Origin of the sequence: Micromonospora vinacea (assembly GCF_015751785.1) — a bacterium.
Taxonomy (GTDB): Bacteria; Actinomycetota; Actinomycetes; order Mycobacteriales; family Micromonosporaceae; genus Micromonospora; species Micromonospora vinacea.
In genome coordinates this window covers 721,911-737,759 of record NZ_JADOTY010000001.1, presented here as the reverse complement: position 1 = coordinate 737,759, position 15,849 = coordinate 721,911, and the positions used below count along the sequence as shown (strand labels likewise).

Genomic DNA, 15,849 nt, shown 5'->3' with positions numbered 1-15,849 from the left:
CAGCGTGGCACAGCAGCTTCACGTCGAGCTCGTCGCCGTCGAGGAGAAGGTCTGGTCCGGTGACGCCGAAATGGTCGTCGCCCGGACGACCGAAGGCGAGCTCGGTGTCCTGCCGGGGCACGCGCCGCTGCTCGGCCAGCTCGCCGAGCCCGGCCAGGTACGCATCAAGCTTGCCGGCGGCGAGCAGGTCGCATACGAGGTGGCCGGCGGCTTCCTCTCGGTGAGCGCCGACGGTGTCACCGTGCTGGCCGAGAGCGCAACCCCGGTCTCCGCGCCGAGCCGCTGAGCCACACCGGGGATGGAGATCGTCGAAGGATTCGGAATCGGCGTCGTCGTCATCCTCGGCGCGCTTCTGATCCTCTTCGTCCGGCGAGCTCTGGTCACCCGCAGCGGTGGCATCATCCGGCTCAGCGTACGGGTCTCCACCATGCTCGACGGCCGCGGCTGGTCGCCCGGCTTCGGCCGGTTCGCCGGTGACGAGCTGCGCTGGTACCGGATGTTCAGCTTCGCGATCCGGCCCAAGCGGGTGCTCTCCCGCAAGGGGCTGGCCGTGGAGCGCCGCCGGTTGCCCGAAGGTCAGGAACGGTTCTCCATGCCGGCCGACTGGGTGATCCTCCGCTGTACCAGTAACCACGCACCGGTGGAGATCGCCATGGCGCGATCGACAGTGACCGGTTTCCTCTCCTGGCTTGAGGCCGCCCCTCCGGGGGCGGTCTCGCCGCGTATGGCCTCCCAGGACTGGCCGGCTGCCTGATCTTCGTCTGTGGTTGCTCTTCTGGGTTTCCGGGGGAGCCCGCCCGGCTCCGGGCGGTCAGGCTTGATCCCTGCGCCGGGCGGGCTCCCCCGGAAACCCTTCGTTGGGCACTGTCTGCCGGTTCGGCGCGGGCTTTGATCACCTGCCGTTGCCGGTGCAGCGGGGTTTCGCCTTTTCGAGTTGATCGACTCGGGTTTCTTGAATTCGGGGTGTCCTGCTGGTGGGGATGCCCCGGTTTTCATGAGCCCGAGTCGATCACGGGGGCGGCGAGAGCTGGCGCGGCGCTGGTCAGCCTGACTCGGCCGAGTGGATCACGGCTTGGCTACGCGTGGTGGCGGGCAGAGTGGGAACGCATACCTCGACGTGGTGCGGAGCGCCGACGTTCAGCGCTTGCCGCCCGGCACCCATAGCACATCTCCTGCCGGATTTGCCGTTCTTGACAGGATAAAGAGCAGATCGGAGAGCCGGTTGAGATACTTTGCCGGGAGCGTGCTGGTTCGTTCCGGATCGTGGCTGACCAGCGCCCACGCTGCCCGTTCGGCACGCCGGGCGACGGTCCGCGCCACGTGCAGCAGCGCCGCGCCTGCGGTGCCGCCGGGGAGGATGAAGGAGTCGAGCTTGCTCAGGCGTGCGTTGTACTCGTCGCACCAGCCCTCCAGGCGCTCGACGTACTCCTCGGTGACCCGCAGCGGCGGGTACTTCGGGTCCGGCTCGACAGGGGTGGACAGGTCGGCGCCGACGTCGAACAGGTCGTTCTGCACCGACGCCAGCACGCCGCGAAGCTCCTCGTCGAGGTTCCCCAGCGCGAGCGCGACGCCGATCGCCGCGTTGCACTCGTCGACATCCGCGTACGCGGCGATCCGTGGATCGGTCTTCGGCACCTGCTCGTTGTTGCTCAGCCTGGTCATGCCGGCGTCGCCGGCCTTGGTGTAGATGCGCGTGAGGTGGACGGCCATGACGCACAGCCTACGGATTCCCGACCTGACGATCCCGGCGCGGCCGGACAGCACCGCCGGCTGGCCGGTGGTGGTGGGCCCCGGCGATGCCGGCGATCCTGCGGTAAACGATGTCGACGTCATCCGGGTCCGCGGTGACGCCCGGCTGGCCGGCACCGTGCACGTGGTCGGTGCCAAGAACTCGGCGTTGAAGCTGATGGCCGCCGCGCTGCTCGCGCCGGGCCGCAGCGTGATCACCAACGTCCCCCGGATCACCGACATCGCGATCATGGGGGAGGTGCTGCGTCGGCTGGGCTGCGACGTCCAGTTCGACGCGGACGACCCGGTGGACCCGATGGTCGCCCGGGGCGGTGTGGCCCGGTCCCGGTCGGTGACGATCGACGTACCCGAGCAGCCGGGCGCGGAGGCCGACTACGACCTGGTCCGACGGCTGCGCGCGTCGATCTGCGTGCTCGGCCCACTGCTGGCCCGTCGGGGGTACGTGCGGGTGGCCCATCCCGGTGGCGACGCGATCGGGTCGCGGGGGTTGGACATGCACATCTCCGGTCTGACCCGGATGGGCGCGGAGATCTCCGGTGAGCACGGGTTCGTGATCGCCTCCGCCCCGCACGGGCTGCGGGGCGCGGACATCGTGCTGGACTTCCCCAGCGTCGGCGCGACCGAGAACCTGGTGATGGCGGCGGTGCTGGCCCAGGGAACCACGATGATCGACAACGCGGCCCGGGAGCCGGAGATCGTCGACATCTGCACGATGCTCAACCAGATGGGCGCGCGCATCGTCGGCGCGGGCACGTCCACGTTGCGGATCACCGGTGTGCCCGGTCTGCGTCCGGTGCGCCACGCCACTGTGGGGGACCGGATCGTCGCCGGCACCTGGGCGTTCGGCGCGGCGATGACCCGGGGCGACGTGACGGTGACCGGGCTGGACCCGGCCTTCCTGGAGGTCGCCTTGGACAAGGTGGTGGCCGCCGGCGGGCTGGTGGAGACCCGGGGGGACGGCTTCCGGGTGCGGATGGACGACCGACCCCGGGCGGTGGACGTGGTGACGCTGCCGTACCCCGGCTTCGCCACCGACCTGCTGCCGATGGCGATCGGGCTGGCGGCCGTCAGCGACGGCGCCTCCCTGATCACCGAGAACATCTTCGACGGTCGCTTCATGTTCGCCAACGAGATGATGCGGCTCGGCGCGGACATCAAGACCGATGGGCATCACGCTGTGGTCCGGGGACGGGGCCGGCTCTCCGGTGCCCCGGTGCGGGCCACCGACATCCGGGCCGGAGCAGGGTTGATCATCGCCGGGCTCTGCGCGGAGGGGGTCACCGAGGTCTCCCACGTGCACCACGTCGACCGGGGCTACCCGGACTTCGTGGCCGACCTGCGTGCGCTCGGGGTGGCGGTCGAGCGGGGCACCACGCCGGAGGAGCCGGCACTGGAGATCTGAGGCCGGTCCCCGCGACCCCGGCCCGACCGCCACTTAGCCATCGTTCAGGCTCGCCGACTAGGGTGCAGGCAGGCACTCAATCGCAGCGAGGGAGAAGCAGATGGCGGGTCGACTCGCGGTCGTCGGGGCCGGGTTGATGGGTTCCGGCATCGCCCAGGTGGCGGCGCAGGCGGGCTGGCAGGTGACGCTGCGCGACCTGGACGACGCGGCCACCACCCGGGGTCTCGGCGGCATTCGGAAGTCACTGGAGAAGTTCGCCGAGAAGGGCAAGATCGAGGCGTCCGAGGTCGAGGCGACGCTGGCTCGGATCACCCCGACCACCGACCTGGAGGCGGCGGCGGACGCGGACATCGTGGTCGAGGCGGTCTTCGAGCGGCTGGAGATCAAGCACGAGGTGTTCCGCGCCCTGGACAAGATCTGCAAGTCGGACGCGGTGCTCGCCACGAACACCTCGGCCATCCCGGTCACCCAGATCGCCGCGGTGACCGAGCGGCCCGAGGCGGTCGTCGGAACCCACTTCTTCTCCCCGGTGCCGATGATGCAGCTCTGCGAACTGGTGCGCGGTTACAAGACCAGCGACGCCACGCTGGACACCGCGCGGGTCTTCGCCGAGGAGATCGGCAAGACGGTCGTCGTGGTCAACCGGGACATCGCCGGCTTCGTCACGACCCGGCTGATCTCCGCCCTGGTGATGGAGGCGGTCAAGCTGGTCGAGTCCGGGGTGGTGTCCGCCGAGGACCTGGACACCGCCTGCCGGCTGGGCTTCGGGCACGCGATGGGCCCGCTGGCCACCACCGACCTGACCGGCGTGGACGTGCTGCTGCACGCCTCGAAGAACATCTACACCGACACCGCCGACGAGAAGTTCTTCCCGCCGGAGTTGCTCCAGCGGATGGTCACCGCCGGTGACCTGGGCCGCAAGACCGGCAAGGGCTTCTACACGTACTGAGTTGTGGCGACCGGGGCGGGAACCCGCCCCGGTCGGCCGCTCAGCCGTCGCGCTTGGTGGTCCAGCGGAAGGTGGTCAGGCAGAGCACCACGCCGATCACGCACCACAGGGCCAGCACCACCGCCACCCGGCCCAACTCGAACGAGCCGCCCGGCTCCTGGGCACCGAAGCTCTCCGGCAGGAACACCGACCGCAGCCCCTGGCACATCCACTTGAGCGGGAACACCGCCGCCACCTGCTGCATCCAGGTGGGCAGGTCGGTGAAGACGAAGAACACCCCGGAGATGAACTGGAGTACCAGGGCGACCGGGGTGACCACAGCCGAGCCGCTGCGAGCGGTGCGGGCCAGCGACGAGATCGCGATGCCGCACAGAGTGCAGGCGGTCACTCCGAGCACGGCGACCCAGCCGAAGGTGAACCACTTCGCCGCGGTGCCCGGCAGGTCGAGGTCGAACAGCGTCACCGCGACGGCCAGCAGCAGTGCCGTCTCGGCGATGCCGATCGCCACCACCATGATCACTTTGCCGGCGAACCAGACCCACTTCGGCATCGGCGTGCCCCGGTAGCGCTTGAGCACCCCCCGATCCCGCTCGATCGGGATCCAGATGCCGAGGTTCTGGAAGCTCACTGTCATCAGGCCGGTCGCGATCATGCCGGTGATGAAGTACTGGGTGAACTTGACCCCGCCGCCGATCGTGCCGTCGAAGATCGACGCGAAGATCAGGATCATGATGATGGGGAAGCCCATCGTGAAGACCACGGACTCCCGGCTGCGGAGGAACTGGGTGATCTCCAGTCGACCCTGGCGCAGGGCGAGCGTGCCGGCACCCGGCCGCCGGCCGCGGGTCGCGGTGACCGGCGTCGCCGGCTTCGTCGTGGTCGTCATCGCGCGTGTCCGATCATGGTGAGGTAGACGTCCTCCAGGGTCGGCCGGGTCACCGTGAGCCCGGGGACCTCGCCGCCGTAACGCGCGGCGAGGTCGGCCACGAAGGCCGTCGGCGTCGCGCTCTGCGCGCTTTCCAGCGTCCCTTCCGGGGTACGCCAGGAGACCGTCGCGAGGGCCTCCTGCCGATTGCCCAGCCGGTTGGGAGCGGCCACCTCGACCAGCCGACCGCCGGCGATCACGCCGACCCGGTCGGCGAGGGACTCGGCCTCGTCCAGGTAGTGGGTGGTGAGCACGATTGTGGTGCCGGCCGCGGCGAGGTCGCGGATCAGCTCCCAGAACTCGCGGCGGGCCTCCGGGTCGAAGCCGGTGGTCGGCTCGTCGAGGAAGAGCAGTTCGGGGCGGCCGATGATGCCCAGGGCCACGTCCAGGCGGCGCTTCTGCCCGCCGGAGAGGGTGTGCGTCCGGGCCCTCGCCTTGTCGGTCAGCCCGACCCGCGCGATCACCTTCTCCGGGTCGTCCGCGCCGGGGTAGAAGCCGGAGAAGTGCCTGATCACCTCGGCCACGGTCAGTTCGTCGAACTCGCCGGTGCCCTGGAGCACGATGCCGACCCGGGACCGCCAGTCGGCATCCGGTTGGGCCGGGTCGACGCCGAGGACGGTGACCTCGCCGGCATCCCGGTGGCGGTAACCCTCCAGGATCTCCACCGTGGTGGTCTTGCCGGCGCCGTTCGGGCCGAGCAACGCGAACACCTCACCGCGGTGGACGTCGAGATCCACGCCCGCCACCGCCACGTTGTCGCCGTACGCCTTGCGCAGCCCTCGGACGGAGATGGCCAGCTCGTCATCCATGCCGTCCAGTGTGCGTCCTGGCCCGGGCCGGGTGGTGCCCGGGGTGTGGCGGTCCGCGCCACTGCGGGCGCTTGGCACCCGGACGTCCCCGACATGGACCTGTGTGGTTTTCCACAGCCTCTTTTACTGAACGGTAACTTAGACTCCGGCCATGGATGAGACGGCTTTCCCCGGGCGGCTGCCCGAGCGGGACCGCCCGTGGGTGATGCGCACCTACGCCGGCCACTCGTCGGCCGCGGCGACCAACGCCCTCTTCCGCCGCAACCTGGCGAAGGGGCAGACCGGCCTGTCGGTCGCCTTCGACCTGCCCACCCAGACCGGGTACGACCCGGACCACGAACTCGCCTCTGGCGAGGTCGGACGGGTCGGCGTGCCGGTGGCCCACCTCGGCGACATGCGGGCGCTCTTCGACGGCCTCCCGCTCGCCGACACGAACACCTCGATGACCATCAACGCGCCGGCGATGTGGCTGCTCGCCCTGTACGGCACCGTCGGGCTGGAGCAGGGCGCCGACCCGACCCGCTGCGCCGGCACCACCCAGAACGACATCATCAAGGAGTACCTGTCCCGGGGCACCTACATCTTCCCGCCGGCGGCCTCGCTGCGGCTCACTGCCGACGTGGTGGCGTACACGCTGCGGGAGATGCCCCGGTGGAACCCGGTCAACATCTGCTCGTACCACCTCCAGGAGGCCGGCGCGACGCCCGTGCAGGAGGTCGGCTTCGCGCTGGCCACCGCTGTCGCCGTGCTCGACGCGGTCCGTGACTCCGGTCAGGTGCCGGCCGAGCGGATGGGCGACGTGGTCCAGCGGATCTCGTTCTTCGTCAACGCCGGGGTGCGCTTCGTCGAGGAGATCGCCAAGATGCGCGCGTTCGGCGTGCTCTGGGACGAGATCACCCGGGACCGGTACGGGGTCACCGACGCCCGGCAACGGCGGTTCCGCTACGGCGTGCAGGTCAACTCGCTCGGCCTCACCGAGGCACAGCCGGAGAACAACATCCAGCGCATCGTGCTGGAGATGCTCGGCGTGACGATGTCCCGCGACGCCCGGGCCCGCGCGGTCCAACTGCCGGCCTGGAACGAGGCGCTCGGCCTGCCCCGCCCATGGGACCAGCAGTGGTCGCTGCGGATGCAGCAGGTCCTGGCGTACGAGTCGGATCTGCTCGAGTATCCCGACCTCTTCGCCGGCTCGCACGTGATGACCGCGCTGGTCGACGAGGTCGTCACCGGGGCGCGGGTCGAGCTGGACAAGGTGCTGGAGCTGGGCGGCGTCGTCGCCGCCGTGGAAACCGGCTACCTCAAGAGCGCGCTGGTCGCGTCGCTGGCCGAGCGCCGCCGCCGGATGGAGTCCGGTGCCGACGTGGTGGTCGGGGTCAACCGGTACACCGAGACCGAATCCTCCCCGCTGACCGCCGCTGGCGCCGGAGCGGTCGAGCAGGTCGATCCCGCGGTCGAGGCGGCCGCCACGGACGGCGTACGCCGGTGGCGGGCCGACCGGGACGCGGCCGTCGTCGACGCGGCGCTGGCCCGGCTCCGTGCGGACGCCGCGACCACCACCAACCTGATGCCGGCCACCCTGGAGTGCGTGCGGGCCGGGGTGACCACCGGCGAGTGGGCCGGCGCGCTGCGCCAGGTCTTCGGCGAGTACCGGGCGCCGACCGGCCTGGCCGGCGCCACCGGTGGCGGCGGTGAGCCGGGGCTTGTGGCGGTCCGCGAGCGGGTCACCGCCACGGCGCGGGAGTTGGGCAGCGGCCGGCTGCGGATGCTGGTCGGCAAGCCCGGCCTGGATGGGCACTCCAACGGCGCGGAGCAGATCGCGGTACGCGCCCGCGACGCCGGCTTCGAGGTCGTCTACCAGGGCATCCGGTTGACGGCGGGGCAGATCGTCGCCGCCGCCGTGGAGGAGGACGTCGACCTGGTCGGGCTCTCCGTGCTCTCCGGGTCGCACCTGGCCGCCGTGCCAGCGGTGCTCGACGGGCTTCGCGCCGCCGGCCGGCCGGACCTGCCGGTGGTGGTGGGCGGCATCATCCCGGCCGGTGATGCGGACACCCTCCGGGCGGCAGGGGTCGCCCGGGTCTTCACCCCGAAGGACTTCGCTCTCACCGGCATCATCGACGACCTGGTGACTGTCATCCGTCGCGCCAACGACCTGCCCTGATCGAACGCTGCCCCCGGCCCCGGCCCGCGGCCGGGGCTCAGTGGCTGGCGTGGGTCAGCGGCCGGCGTAGGTCATGCAGTCGGCCATGTCGTTGTCCGGGCCGACCCTGATTGACGCCGCGTGGCACTCCAGCTGCTCGTTGTGCCGGCAGTCGGAGCGCTGGCAGGCGCCCACCTGCGCGATCAGGCTCTCCACACCGCCCCGGACGGGCGACTCGACGAAGGTGTGGCAGTGGGCGTGATCCATGCTGCCGATGGTGATCGCGAAGGCGTGGCAGTCACCCGACTGGTTGTACGCGCACGCGGCGACCACACATTCCTGGACTCGGGGCATCTCCAACGCTGCGGTCATGCCGACCTCCTCTAGGCTCTTGCCCCGATACTAGGCATTTGTCGGCCGGTGGAACCCCGGTATGGCGGGCCGCCGATCCGCCGCTCAAGCGTCAGACGCGGAAGCCGGCGGCGCGGGCCGCCTCTCGTTCGCGGCGTCGTTCGGAACGACGGCGGACGAACCAGAAGGTGAAGAACACCAGGCCGACCAGGAAGACGAGCACCAGCACCGGCAGGATGATCGCCACCAGGGAGACCACCACGCTGGTGGCGTCCTCGGCGGTGCTGGCGACCGGGGCGCCGATCCCGGCGGTCGTCGCGTTGATCACCGGGCGGGCTGCGGACTTCAGCAGGTGCACGCCCAACGCCAGCAGTACGCCGGTGACGACCGGCACCCACTGGTGGGACGAGAAGAAGCTCCCCGGGTCGCTGACCGTCACCGTCTCCGACGAGGAGCCGGCACCGAAGGCCAGGCCACCGGCAGTGGGCCTGACCACTGTCTGCACCACGTCGTTGATGTGGTCGACCACTGGCACCTTGTCCGCCACCATCTCCACGGCGAGCAGCACGGCCATGATGGCGATGACCCAGCCGTTGCCGAGCCAGGTCCAGCCGCTGGGCAGGTCGATCAGGTCGGTGTAACGGCCGAGTAGACCGAGGATGAGCAGGGGTATGTAGGCGTTCAGCCCCGCCGAGGCGGCGAGACCGGTGCCGGTGAGGACTTCGAACACGGTCTCAGCATCGCATCGACGCGCCAGTGCCGCTCGCTGGCGACCGGTGGGTGCTCGGCTACCCTCGTCGGGTGCGGTTGGTCATTGCGAAGTGCTCGGTGGACTATGTCGGACGGCTCTCGGCTCACCTGCCGCCGGCCACCCGGTTGCTGATGGTGAAGGCGGACGGGTCGGTGTCCATCCATGCCGACGACCGTGCGTACAAGCCGTTGAACTGGATGAGCCCGCCATGCCGGTTGGAGGAGGCCCCCGGGGTGTGGCGGGTCGTCAACAAGGCTGGCGAGGAGCTGCGGATCACCCTGGAGGAGATTTTCCAGGACACCTCGTACGAGTTGGGTGTGGATCCGGGCCTGCGCAAGGACGGGGTGGAGGCGCACCTGCAGGAGTTGCTGGCCGCCAACCCGAGTGTGCTGGGTGAGGGGTTCACGCTGGTCCGCCGCGAGTACATGACGGCGATCGGCCCGGTCGACCTGCTGTGCCGGGACGCCAACTCGGGCTCGGTCGCCATCGAGGTCAAGCGGCGTGGCGACATCGACGGGGTGGAGCAGTTGACCCGCTACCTCGAGTTGATGAACCGTGACCCGCTGCTCAGCCCGGTCGTCGGGGTCTTCGCCGCCCAGGAGATCAAGCCGCAGGCCCGGGTGCTCGCCACCGACCGGGGCATCCGGTGTGTGGTCGTGGACTACGACAAGCTGCGCGGCATCGTGAAGGACGAGCTGACCCTCTTCTGACCGGCGCCCTAGCCGTTGCGCACCGCGATCAGCGACTTCGGCAGGCCGAACACCCGCTCCACCAGCATCGTGGAGTCGGGGAAGTAGTGGCGCATCTGCGAGCGGTCCAGCAGTTCGGTCCAGAGCACCTGGTGGATGGCGGCGTCGTGGCTGCGGGTCGGCTTGTGCCCCAACGGCCAGCGTTGGGCGAGCGCGGTGCGCAGTCGTACCGGCAGGAACTGCATGCCCGGCGCGATCCAGTGTGGCTCGATGGGAAAGTAGCGGTAGGGCGTCTGCACCCAGTGTCGGTCGGCCAGTGAGCGGACGGCGGCGGCGAAGCGGATCCGGCGTTCGTGCCCGCCCACGTGCTCCAGCACCGAGTTCGAGAAGACCATGTCGAAGCTGCCGTTGGTGAGGTGCGGGGGCAGGTCGCAGGCGTCGGCCTGCTCGACGTGGGCCCATTCCGGAACGACAGCGGGCGGCTGCTCCAGGTTGACGACTGTCACCCGGGCCGGTCGGACGGTGGCGCGGTGCCAGGTGCCGAGCCGACCGCCGAGGTCGACCACGTGCATGTCACCGATGTCGGGGAAGGTGCGCGCCAGCCAGTCCGAGCGGTGCCGACGACGTCGGGCGCTCCACGACTGGTCACTGTCGACAAGGCGGTAGCGCAATCGATTGGGGCCCATTTAACGCAATGTACCGCCGTGGACACAACGTATAAACATGTGGATACGCCGATCCTTGGTGATGATCGGTTATCCGACACTCACCTTCCGTACATCGCCTTGATCGCCTTGACGAGCCGGGCCACGTCGGTGGGCGTGCGGTCGAAGGTCATCGACGGCAGCAGCGACCGGGCGCGGCGTCGGGTGATCGCCTTGGACCGGCCGAACTCACGCAGGCCGTCCTCCCCGTGGATCCGACCGAAGCCGGAGTCGCCGACACCACCGAACGGCAGGGTGGACATGCCGGCGAAGGTCAACGTGGAGTTGATCGAGGCCATCCCGGAGCGCAGCCGCCGTGCGATGGCCACCGCGCGTCGCCGGCCGAAGACCGAACCCCCGAGGCCGTACGACAGGGCGTTGGCGCGGGTGACGGCCTCGTCGGCGTCACGGACCCGGCTGATGGTCAGCGTGGGGCCGAAGGTCTCCTCGCGGACGGCGGCCGACTCCTCCGGCACGTCCACCAGCACTGTGGGGTGGACGTACGGCGGCTGTACGGCGCTCGGGCCGCCGAGCACCGCGCGCCCGCCGGACGTGATCGCGGCGTCGATGTGCCGGCGGATCACGTCGATCTGCCTGGGCATGGTGATCGGTCCGATGTCGGTGCCCTCCGGCCCGACGGTCAGCCGGCCGGCGCGCGCCACCACCTTGTCGACGAAGGCGTCGAAGACGGCGTCCACGGCGTACACCCGCTCGATGCCGATGCAGGTCTGGCCCGCGTTGGTCATGCCGCCCCAGACGCACGCCTCGGCGGCCGCGTCCAGGTCGGCGTCGCTGTCGACGATCATGGCGTCCTTGCCGCCACCCTCGATGAGCACCGGGGTCAGCGTCTCGGCGCAGGCGGCCATCACCTTCCGGGCGGTGGCGGTGGAGCCGGTGAAGGCCAGTTTGTTGACGCCGGAGCGGCACAGCGCCGCGCCCACGTCGCCCAACCCGTGCACGGCGGTGAAGACCGGTTGCTCGGGCACCACCTCGGCGAAGCTGTCCACCAGCCACTGGCCGACGGCGGGGGTGTATTCGCTCGGCTTGAGCACCACGGCGTTCCCGGCGGCGAGGGCGTACGCGGCGGAGCCGATCGGCGTGAAGACCGGATAGTTCCACGGCCCGATGACGCCCACGACCCCGTACGGCTGGTATTCGAGGTGGGCGGAGAACTCGGCGAGGATGAGCCGGGACCGCACCCGGCGTGGGCCGAGCACGCGGCCGGCGTTGCGGGCGGCCCAGTCGATGTGTTCGATAGCGGTGACGATCTCGACGATGGCGTCGGCGACCGGCTTCCCGCCCTCGACGTGCACCACCTCGGCCAACTGCTCGATCCGCTTGGCGAGCAGGGCACGCCAGCGCAGCAACCGCTCGCGACGGCCTGTGAAGCCGAGACCGGCCCACCACTCGCCGGCGGCGCGGGCGCGGTCGACGGCTTCCCGCACGTCGGCATCGGTGGCGACCGGGAGGCGACCGGCCTCGGCGCCGGTCGCCGGGCTGGTGGAAACCAAGTGGCCCGCGTCGATGACCGGAACGCCCGGGATATGCACTGCCGTCATGGCGGAAGTCTAGACCCGAGGATTACTCGCCGGTAGGGTCCGCGATTCGGGGCCGGGGGGCCGGCGTCGCACCAACCCGACCGATCGTTGATCAGTGCAGGTCAGGGCGTTGGTGACGGATGCGGCCCGCCCGAATCGTCGAACGGCAGATGGCCGGGAGGTGACGAGAGGCTGACCGGCCGGTCGGTATTGACGACTACCGTCTGATGGCAAGCTGACGCGCGGAGTGACGGTGTGGGGTGGAGGGCTGACTGTCCATGGAGGAACATCCGGAACTGATGCCGCTGTTGACGGTCGCGGGTGGACCGATGCGCGGAGCGAGCTTTCGCATGCGAGCCGAGGTTCAGGTGATCGGCCGCGCGCCGACCGGTCAGGTGGTCATCAACGATCCGCACCTGAGCCGTCGCCACGCCGAGGTGTGGCTGGCGCCGGAAGGCCCGTCCCTGCGGGACCTGGGCTCCACCAACGGCACCTGGCTCAACGACCGGCGGATCACCGAGGTGGAACGACTCTCCGACGGTGACGTGATCCGGCTGGGCCGCACCGAACTGCGCCTGTTCGACCCCGGGGTGGCGCTCACCGATCCGGTGGGGCTCAGCTTCGGCCCGTCCCGGCGCGACGTCCGACCGACGCTGCCGCTACCGCTGGCCGCGCCACCGGGCACGCGTCGCTGATCGCTGGCGGTCGGCCACATCGGGCAGCTGACCGCCCGGCGGTCGGCCACATCGGGCAGCTGATCGCCTGGCGGTCGGCCACACCGGGCAGCTCCGTTGGGTGGCGGTCCGACACCTGGACCGGCGGAGGCACCCGTGGCAGCATGCCGCGGATGGAAACCGAGCAGCGGACCGTGACGGCGAACGGCATCACCCAGGCGGTACGGGTGGCTGGCCCGCCGGACGGCACACCGGTGCTGCTGATCCACGGCAACTGCTCGTCCGCGCTGTTCTGGGAGCCGCTGGTCCGCCGGCTGCCACCGACGCTTCGGGTGGTCGCCCCCGACCTGCGGGGGTACGGCGACTCCGCGACCGCCCCGGTTGACGCCACGCGGGGCCTGCGGGACTTCGCCGACGACGTGGCCGCCCTGCTCGACGACCCGACGCTCTTTGCCGCCGACGCGCGCCCGGTGGTGGTGGGGCACTCCCTCGGCGGCGGGGTGGCGATGCGGCTGCTGGTCGACCATCCGCACCGGGTGGGGGCTCTGCTGCTGGCGGCGCCGGTCTCCCCGTACGGCTTCGGCGGCACCCGCGACCTGACCGGCACGCCGACCACCCCCGACTTCGCCGGCACCGGCGCCGGCACGGCCAACCCGGACTTCGTCGCCCGCCTCGCGGCCGGCGACCGGAGCGCGGACGCACCGGCCAGCCCGCGGGCCGTGCTGCGAGCCACCTACGTGGCCGATCCCGCCGCCTTGGGCGAGGACGAGGATCTGCTGCTGGACACAGTGCTGTCCACCGCCACCGGGGACGACAACTACCCGGGCACGGCGGTGCCGTCGGAGAACTGGCCGGGCACCGCGCCGGGGGAGCGCGGGGTGCTCAACGCGCTCGCGCCGACCTGGTTCCGGCTCGCCGACGAGCTGGTGGCCGTCGCCGAGAAGCCACCCGTCACCTGGGTACGCGGAGACGTCGACGTCATCGTCTCGGACACCTCACTCTTCGACCTGGCGTACCTGGGTTCGCTGGATCTCGTGCCCGGCTGGCCCGGCGCGGACGCCTGCCCACCGCAGCCGATGGTCGGCCAGACCCGGGCCGTGCTCGACCGGTACGCGGCGGCCGGCGGCGCGTACCACGAGGTGGTGCTGCCCGGCTGCGGTCACAGCCCGCACCTGGAGCGCCCGTCGGAGTTCGTCGCGGAGTTGCTGGCCCTGACCAGCGTGGCGACCGCATAGCGGTCCGGCTGCGCCGTGGGTGAAATATGCCACGGCGTCTCGACAACTCACCGTCACGTGGCAGACTCGCGCGCATAACCTTAGCGGCCGTTCAGTGGCCGTGCGGAGTCTCTGGGGAGGCCGGTCGTGGCGCGCGAGTTCAGCACCGTAGGCGTGGTGGGGCTGGGCACCATGGGTGCCGGCATCGTCGAGGTCTTCGCCCGCAACGGCATCGACGTGGTGGCCGTGGAGATCTCCGAGCCGGCGCTGGAGCGCGGCCGGGCCACCCTGAAGGGTTCCACCGACCGGGCGGTCGCCAAGGGCAAGCTCGCCGAGGCGGACCGCGACGCCCTGCACGAGCGGGTGCACTTCGCGGTCGGGCTGGACGCGTTGCACTCCGTCGACCTGGTCATCGAGGCGGTGCCCGAACACCTCGACCTCAAGCAGCGGATCTTCGCCGAGCTGGACCGGGTCTGCCGACCGGAGACCATCCTCGCCACCAACACCTCCTCGTTGAGCGTCACCGAGATCTCGGTGGCCACCAGCCGACCCAACCAGGTGATCGGCATCCACTTCTTCAACCCGGCCCCGGTGATGAAGCTTGTCGAGGTGGTCCGCACTGTCGTCACCGCACCCGAGGTGGTCGCCGACGTCGAGGCGCTCTGCGCCCGGCTCGGCAAGGTCGACGTCACCATCAACGACCGGGCCGGTTTCATCGCCAACGCGCTGCTCTTCGGCTACCTCAACCACGCGGTCAGCATGTTCGAGTCGCACTACGCGACCCGCGAGGACATCGACGCCGCCATGAAGCTCGGCTGCGGCCTGCCGATGGGCCCACTGGCGCTGATGGACCTGATCGGCCTGGACACCGCGTACGAGATCCTGGACACCATGTACCGGCGCGGCGGGCGGGACCGCCGGCACGCCCCGGTGCCACTGCTCAAGCAGATGGTGACGGCGGGGCTGCTCGGCCGGAAGTCCGGCCGGGGCTTCTACACCTACGAACGGCCCGGCTCCCCGGTGGTCGTACCGGACGAGGCGACGCCGCTCGCCACGGAGTCGGCGCTGGCCGACGGTGCGCGCGCCATCGCGAAGGTCGGCGTGGTCGGCTCCGGAACGATGGCCACCGGGATCATCGAGGTCTTCGCGAAGGCCGGCTACGAGGTCGTCTCGGTGACCCGCGGCATGGAGAAGTCCGCGAAGGTCTGCGAGGCGGTGAAGACCTCACTGAACAAGGGCGTCGTGCGCGGCAAGCTCGCCGAGGCCGACCGGGACGCCGCCCTGGGCCGGATCAGCTGGTCCGCCACGCTCGACCATCTCGCCGACGTCGACCTGGTGGTCGAGGCGGTCGTCGAGGAGCTGAGCGTCAAGAAGGCCCTCTTCGCGAGCCTCGACGAGATCTGCAAGCCGGGCGTGGTGCTGGCCACCACCACCTCGTCGCTGCCGGTGATCGACGTGGCGATGGCCACCCAGCGGCCGGCCGACGTGGTGGGTCTGCACTTCTTCAACCCGGCGCCGGTCATGCCGCTGGTCGAGGTCGTCCGCACCATCCGCACCTCCCCGGAGGCCACCGCCACCGCCCGCGCCGTCTGCGCCGCACTCGGCAAGACGGGTGTGGTCTGCGGCGACCGATCCGGCTTCATCGTCAACGCGCTGCTCTTCCCCTACCTGAACGACGCGGTGAAGATGCTGGAGGCCAGCTACTCGACGGCCGACGACATCGACCACGCCATGAAGCTGGGCTGCGGCTACCCGATGGGCCCGTTCGAGCTGCTCGACGTCGTCGGGCTGGACGTCTCCCTGGCCATCCAGCGCGAGCTGTACCTCGAACTGCGCGAGCCGGGCTTCGCACCCGCGCCGCTGCTGGAACACCTGGTCACCGCCGGCTACCTGGGCCGCAAGACCCGCCGCGGCTTCCGCGACCACTCGCACCGCTGACCGCGTCAACGCCTGCGGG

At 70.6% G+C, this 15,849-nt stretch carries 16 protein-coding genes; 9 read left to right on the top strand and 7 right to left on the bottom strand.

What is annotated here, in order from left to right:
• Positions 1–4: 4 nt before the first annotated feature.
• Positions 5–286 (top strand): F0F1 ATP synthase subunit epsilon, encoded by a 282-nt coding sequence (locus IW249_RS03595; protein WP_151491389.1) that lies wholly within the window; start codon positions 5–7, stop codon positions 284–286.
• A 12-nt stretch (positions 287–298) separates the two neighbouring features.
• Positions 299–754 (top strand): DUF2550 domain-containing protein, encoded by a 456-nt coding sequence (locus IW249_RS03590; RefSeq protein WP_091405874.1) that lies wholly within the window; start codon positions 299–301, stop codon positions 752–754.
• Positions 755–1,137: 383 nt separating this feature from the next.
• On the opposite strand, the gene IW249_RS03585 is transcribed toward IW249_RS03590, so the two are convergent.
• Positions 1,138–1,710 (bottom strand): cob(I)yrinic acid a,c-diamide adenosyltransferase, encoded by a 573-nt coding sequence (locus IW249_RS03585; protein ID WP_196919489.1) that lies wholly within the window; start codon positions 1,708–1,710, stop codon positions 1,138–1,140.
• Between IW249_RS03585 and murA the strand changes: the two genes are divergently transcribed.
• Both murA and IW249_RS03575 read left to right on the top strand, forming a co-directional pair.
• Positions 1,709–3,151, top strand: a complete 1,443-nt coding sequence (gene murA / locus IW249_RS03580) for a UDP-N-acetylglucosamine 1-carboxyvinyltransferase (RefSeq protein ID WP_196919488.1) — start codon at positions 1,709–1,711, stop codon at positions 3,149–3,151. The genes IW249_RS03585 and murA overlap by 2 nt on opposite strands.
• Before the next feature lie 100 nt (positions 3,152–3,251).
• Entirely contained in the window at positions 3,252–4,100 is an 849-nt protein-coding gene (locus IW249_RS03575) for a 3-hydroxyacyl-CoA dehydrogenase family protein (protein ID WP_124773549.1), read from the top strand.
• Positions 4,101–4,140: 40 nt separating this feature from the next.
• Here IW249_RS03575 and IW249_RS03570 read toward each other — a convergent pair whose 3' ends face one another.
• Both IW249_RS03570 and IW249_RS03565 read right to left on the bottom strand, forming a co-directional pair.
• On the bottom strand, positions 4,141–4,986 hold the full coding sequence (locus tag IW249_RS03570; protein ID WP_196919487.1) for an ABC transporter permease: 846 nt from the start codon (positions 4,984–4,986) through the stop codon (positions 4,141–4,143).
• Positions 4,983–5,834: an ABC transporter ATP-binding protein gene (locus tag IW249_RS03565; protein ID WP_196919486.1), complete on the bottom strand. Its 852-nt coding sequence runs from the start codon at positions 5,832–5,834 to the stop codon at positions 4,983–4,985. The genes IW249_RS03570 and IW249_RS03565 overlap by 4 nt, the downstream gene beginning before the upstream one ends.
• A 151-nt stretch (positions 5,835–5,985) precedes the next feature.
• Here IW249_RS03565 and IW249_RS03560 point away from each other — a divergent pair, with 151 nt between their 5' ends.
• The gene (locus tag IW249_RS03560; protein WP_196919485.1) at positions 5,986–7,992 is read left to right on the top strand and encodes an ethylmalonyl-CoA mutase; all 2,007 of its coding nucleotides are present in this window, start codon (positions 5,986–5,988) and stop codon (positions 7,990–7,992) included.
• 54 nt (positions 7,993–8,046) lie between these two features.
• On the opposite strand, the gene IW249_RS03555 is transcribed toward IW249_RS03560, so the two are convergent.
• Both IW249_RS03555 and IW249_RS03550 read right to left on the bottom strand, forming a co-directional pair.
• The gene (locus IW249_RS03555; RefSeq protein ID WP_196919484.1) at positions 8,047–8,343 is read right to left on the bottom strand and encodes a DUF1540 domain-containing protein; all 297 of its coding nucleotides are present in this window, start codon (positions 8,341–8,343) and stop codon (positions 8,047–8,049) included.
• Positions 8,344–8,434: 91 nt separating this feature from the next.
• Complete coding sequence (locus IW249_RS03550) at positions 8,435–9,052, bottom strand: DUF4126 domain-containing protein (protein WP_196919483.1); 618 nt, start codon at positions 9,050–9,052, stop codon at positions 8,435–8,437.
• Between the two features lie 71 nt (positions 9,053–9,123).
• On the opposite strand from IW249_RS03550, the gene nucS reads away from it, so the two are divergent.
• Complete coding sequence (gene nucS / locus IW249_RS03545; RefSeq protein WP_196919482.1) at positions 9,124–9,783, top strand: endonuclease NucS; 660 nt, start codon at positions 9,124–9,126, stop codon at positions 9,781–9,783.
• 8 nt (positions 9,784–9,791) lie between these two features.
• Here nucS and IW249_RS03540 read toward each other — a convergent pair whose 3' ends face one another.
• Both IW249_RS03540 and IW249_RS03535 read right to left on the bottom strand, forming a co-directional pair.
• A complete protein-coding gene (locus IW249_RS03540) occupies positions 9,792–10,448 on the bottom strand; it encodes a class I SAM-dependent methyltransferase (RefSeq protein WP_196919481.1) in 657 nt (218 codons plus the stop codon).
• A gap of 80 nt (positions 10,449–10,528) precedes the next feature.
• Entirely contained in the window at positions 10,529–12,025 is a 1,497-nt protein-coding gene (locus IW249_RS03535) for an aldehyde dehydrogenase family protein (protein ID WP_196919480.1), read from the bottom strand.
• A 257-nt stretch (positions 12,026–12,282) separates the two neighbouring features.
• On the opposite strand from IW249_RS03535, the gene IW249_RS03530 reads away from it, so the two are divergent.
• The 3 genes from IW249_RS03530 to IW249_RS03520 all read left to right on the top strand — a co-directional run bounded on the left by IW249_RS03530 (position 12,283) and on the right by IW249_RS03520 (position 15,830).
• The gene (locus IW249_RS03530) at positions 12,283–12,699 is read left to right on the top strand and encodes an FHA domain-containing protein (RefSeq protein ID WP_196919479.1); all 417 of its coding nucleotides are present in this window, start codon (positions 12,283–12,285) and stop codon (positions 12,697–12,699) included.
• Between the two features lie 143 nt (positions 12,700–12,842).
• On the top strand, positions 12,843–13,913 hold the full coding sequence (locus IW249_RS03525; protein WP_372432931.1) for an alpha/beta hydrolase: 1,071 nt from the start codon (positions 12,843–12,845) through the stop codon (positions 13,911–13,913).
• 126 nt (positions 13,914–14,039) lie between these two features.
• A complete protein-coding gene (locus IW249_RS03520; protein ID WP_196919477.1) occupies positions 14,040–15,830 on the top strand; it encodes a 3-hydroxyacyl-CoA dehydrogenase family protein in 1,791 nt (596 codons plus the stop codon).
• The last annotated feature ends 19 nt before the right edge of the window (positions 15,831–15,849 follow it).

Excerpts from the sequence above, each read along its gene's own strand:
- IW249_RS03585 (WP_196919489.1), bottom strand. The coding sequence starts at position 1,710 with ATGGCCGTCCACCTCACGCGCATCTACACCAAGGCCGGCGACGCCGGC.
- IW249_RS03575 (WP_124773549.1), top strand. The coding sequence starts at position 3,252 with ATGGCGGGTCGACTCGCGGTCGTCGGGGCCGGGTTGATGGGTTCCGGC.
- IW249_RS03525 (WP_372432931.1), top strand. The coding sequence starts at position 12,843 with ATGCCGCGGATGGAAACCGAGCAGCGGACCGTGACGGCGAACGGCATC.
- IW249_RS03540 (WP_196919481.1), bottom strand. The coding sequence starts at position 10,448 with ATGGGCCCCAATCGATTGCGCTACCGCCTTGTCGACAGTGACCAGTCG.
- IW249_RS03530 (WP_196919479.1), top strand. The coding sequence starts at position 12,283 with ATGGAGGAACATCCGGAACTGATGCCGCTGTTGACGGTCGCGGGTGGA.
- IW249_RS03555 (WP_196919484.1), bottom strand. The coding sequence starts at position 8,343 with ATGACCGCAGCGTTGGAGATGCCCCGAGTCCAGGAATGTGTGGTCGCC.
- murA (WP_196919488.1), top strand. The coding sequence starts at position 1,709 with ATGACGCACAGCCTACGGATTCCCGACCTGACGATCCCGGCGCGGCCG.
- IW249_RS03590 (WP_091405874.1), top strand. The coding sequence starts at position 299 with ATGGAGATCGTCGAAGGATTCGGAATCGGCGTCGTCGTCATCCTCGGC.
- IW249_RS03565 (WP_196919486.1), bottom strand. The coding sequence starts at position 5,834 with ATGGATGACGAGCTGGCCATCTCCGTCCGAGGGCTGCGCAAGGCGTAC.
- IW249_RS03535 (WP_196919480.1), bottom strand. The coding sequence starts at position 12,025 with ATGACGGCAGTGCATATCCCGGGCGTTCCGGTCATCGACGCGGGCCAC.
- IW249_RS03560 (WP_196919485.1), top strand. The coding sequence starts at position 5,986 with ATGGATGAGACGGCTTTCCCCGGGCGGCTGCCCGAGCGGGACCGCCCG.
- IW249_RS03570 (WP_196919487.1), bottom strand. The coding sequence starts at position 4,986 with ATGACGACCACGACGAAGCCGGCGACGCCGGTCACCGCGACCCGCGGC.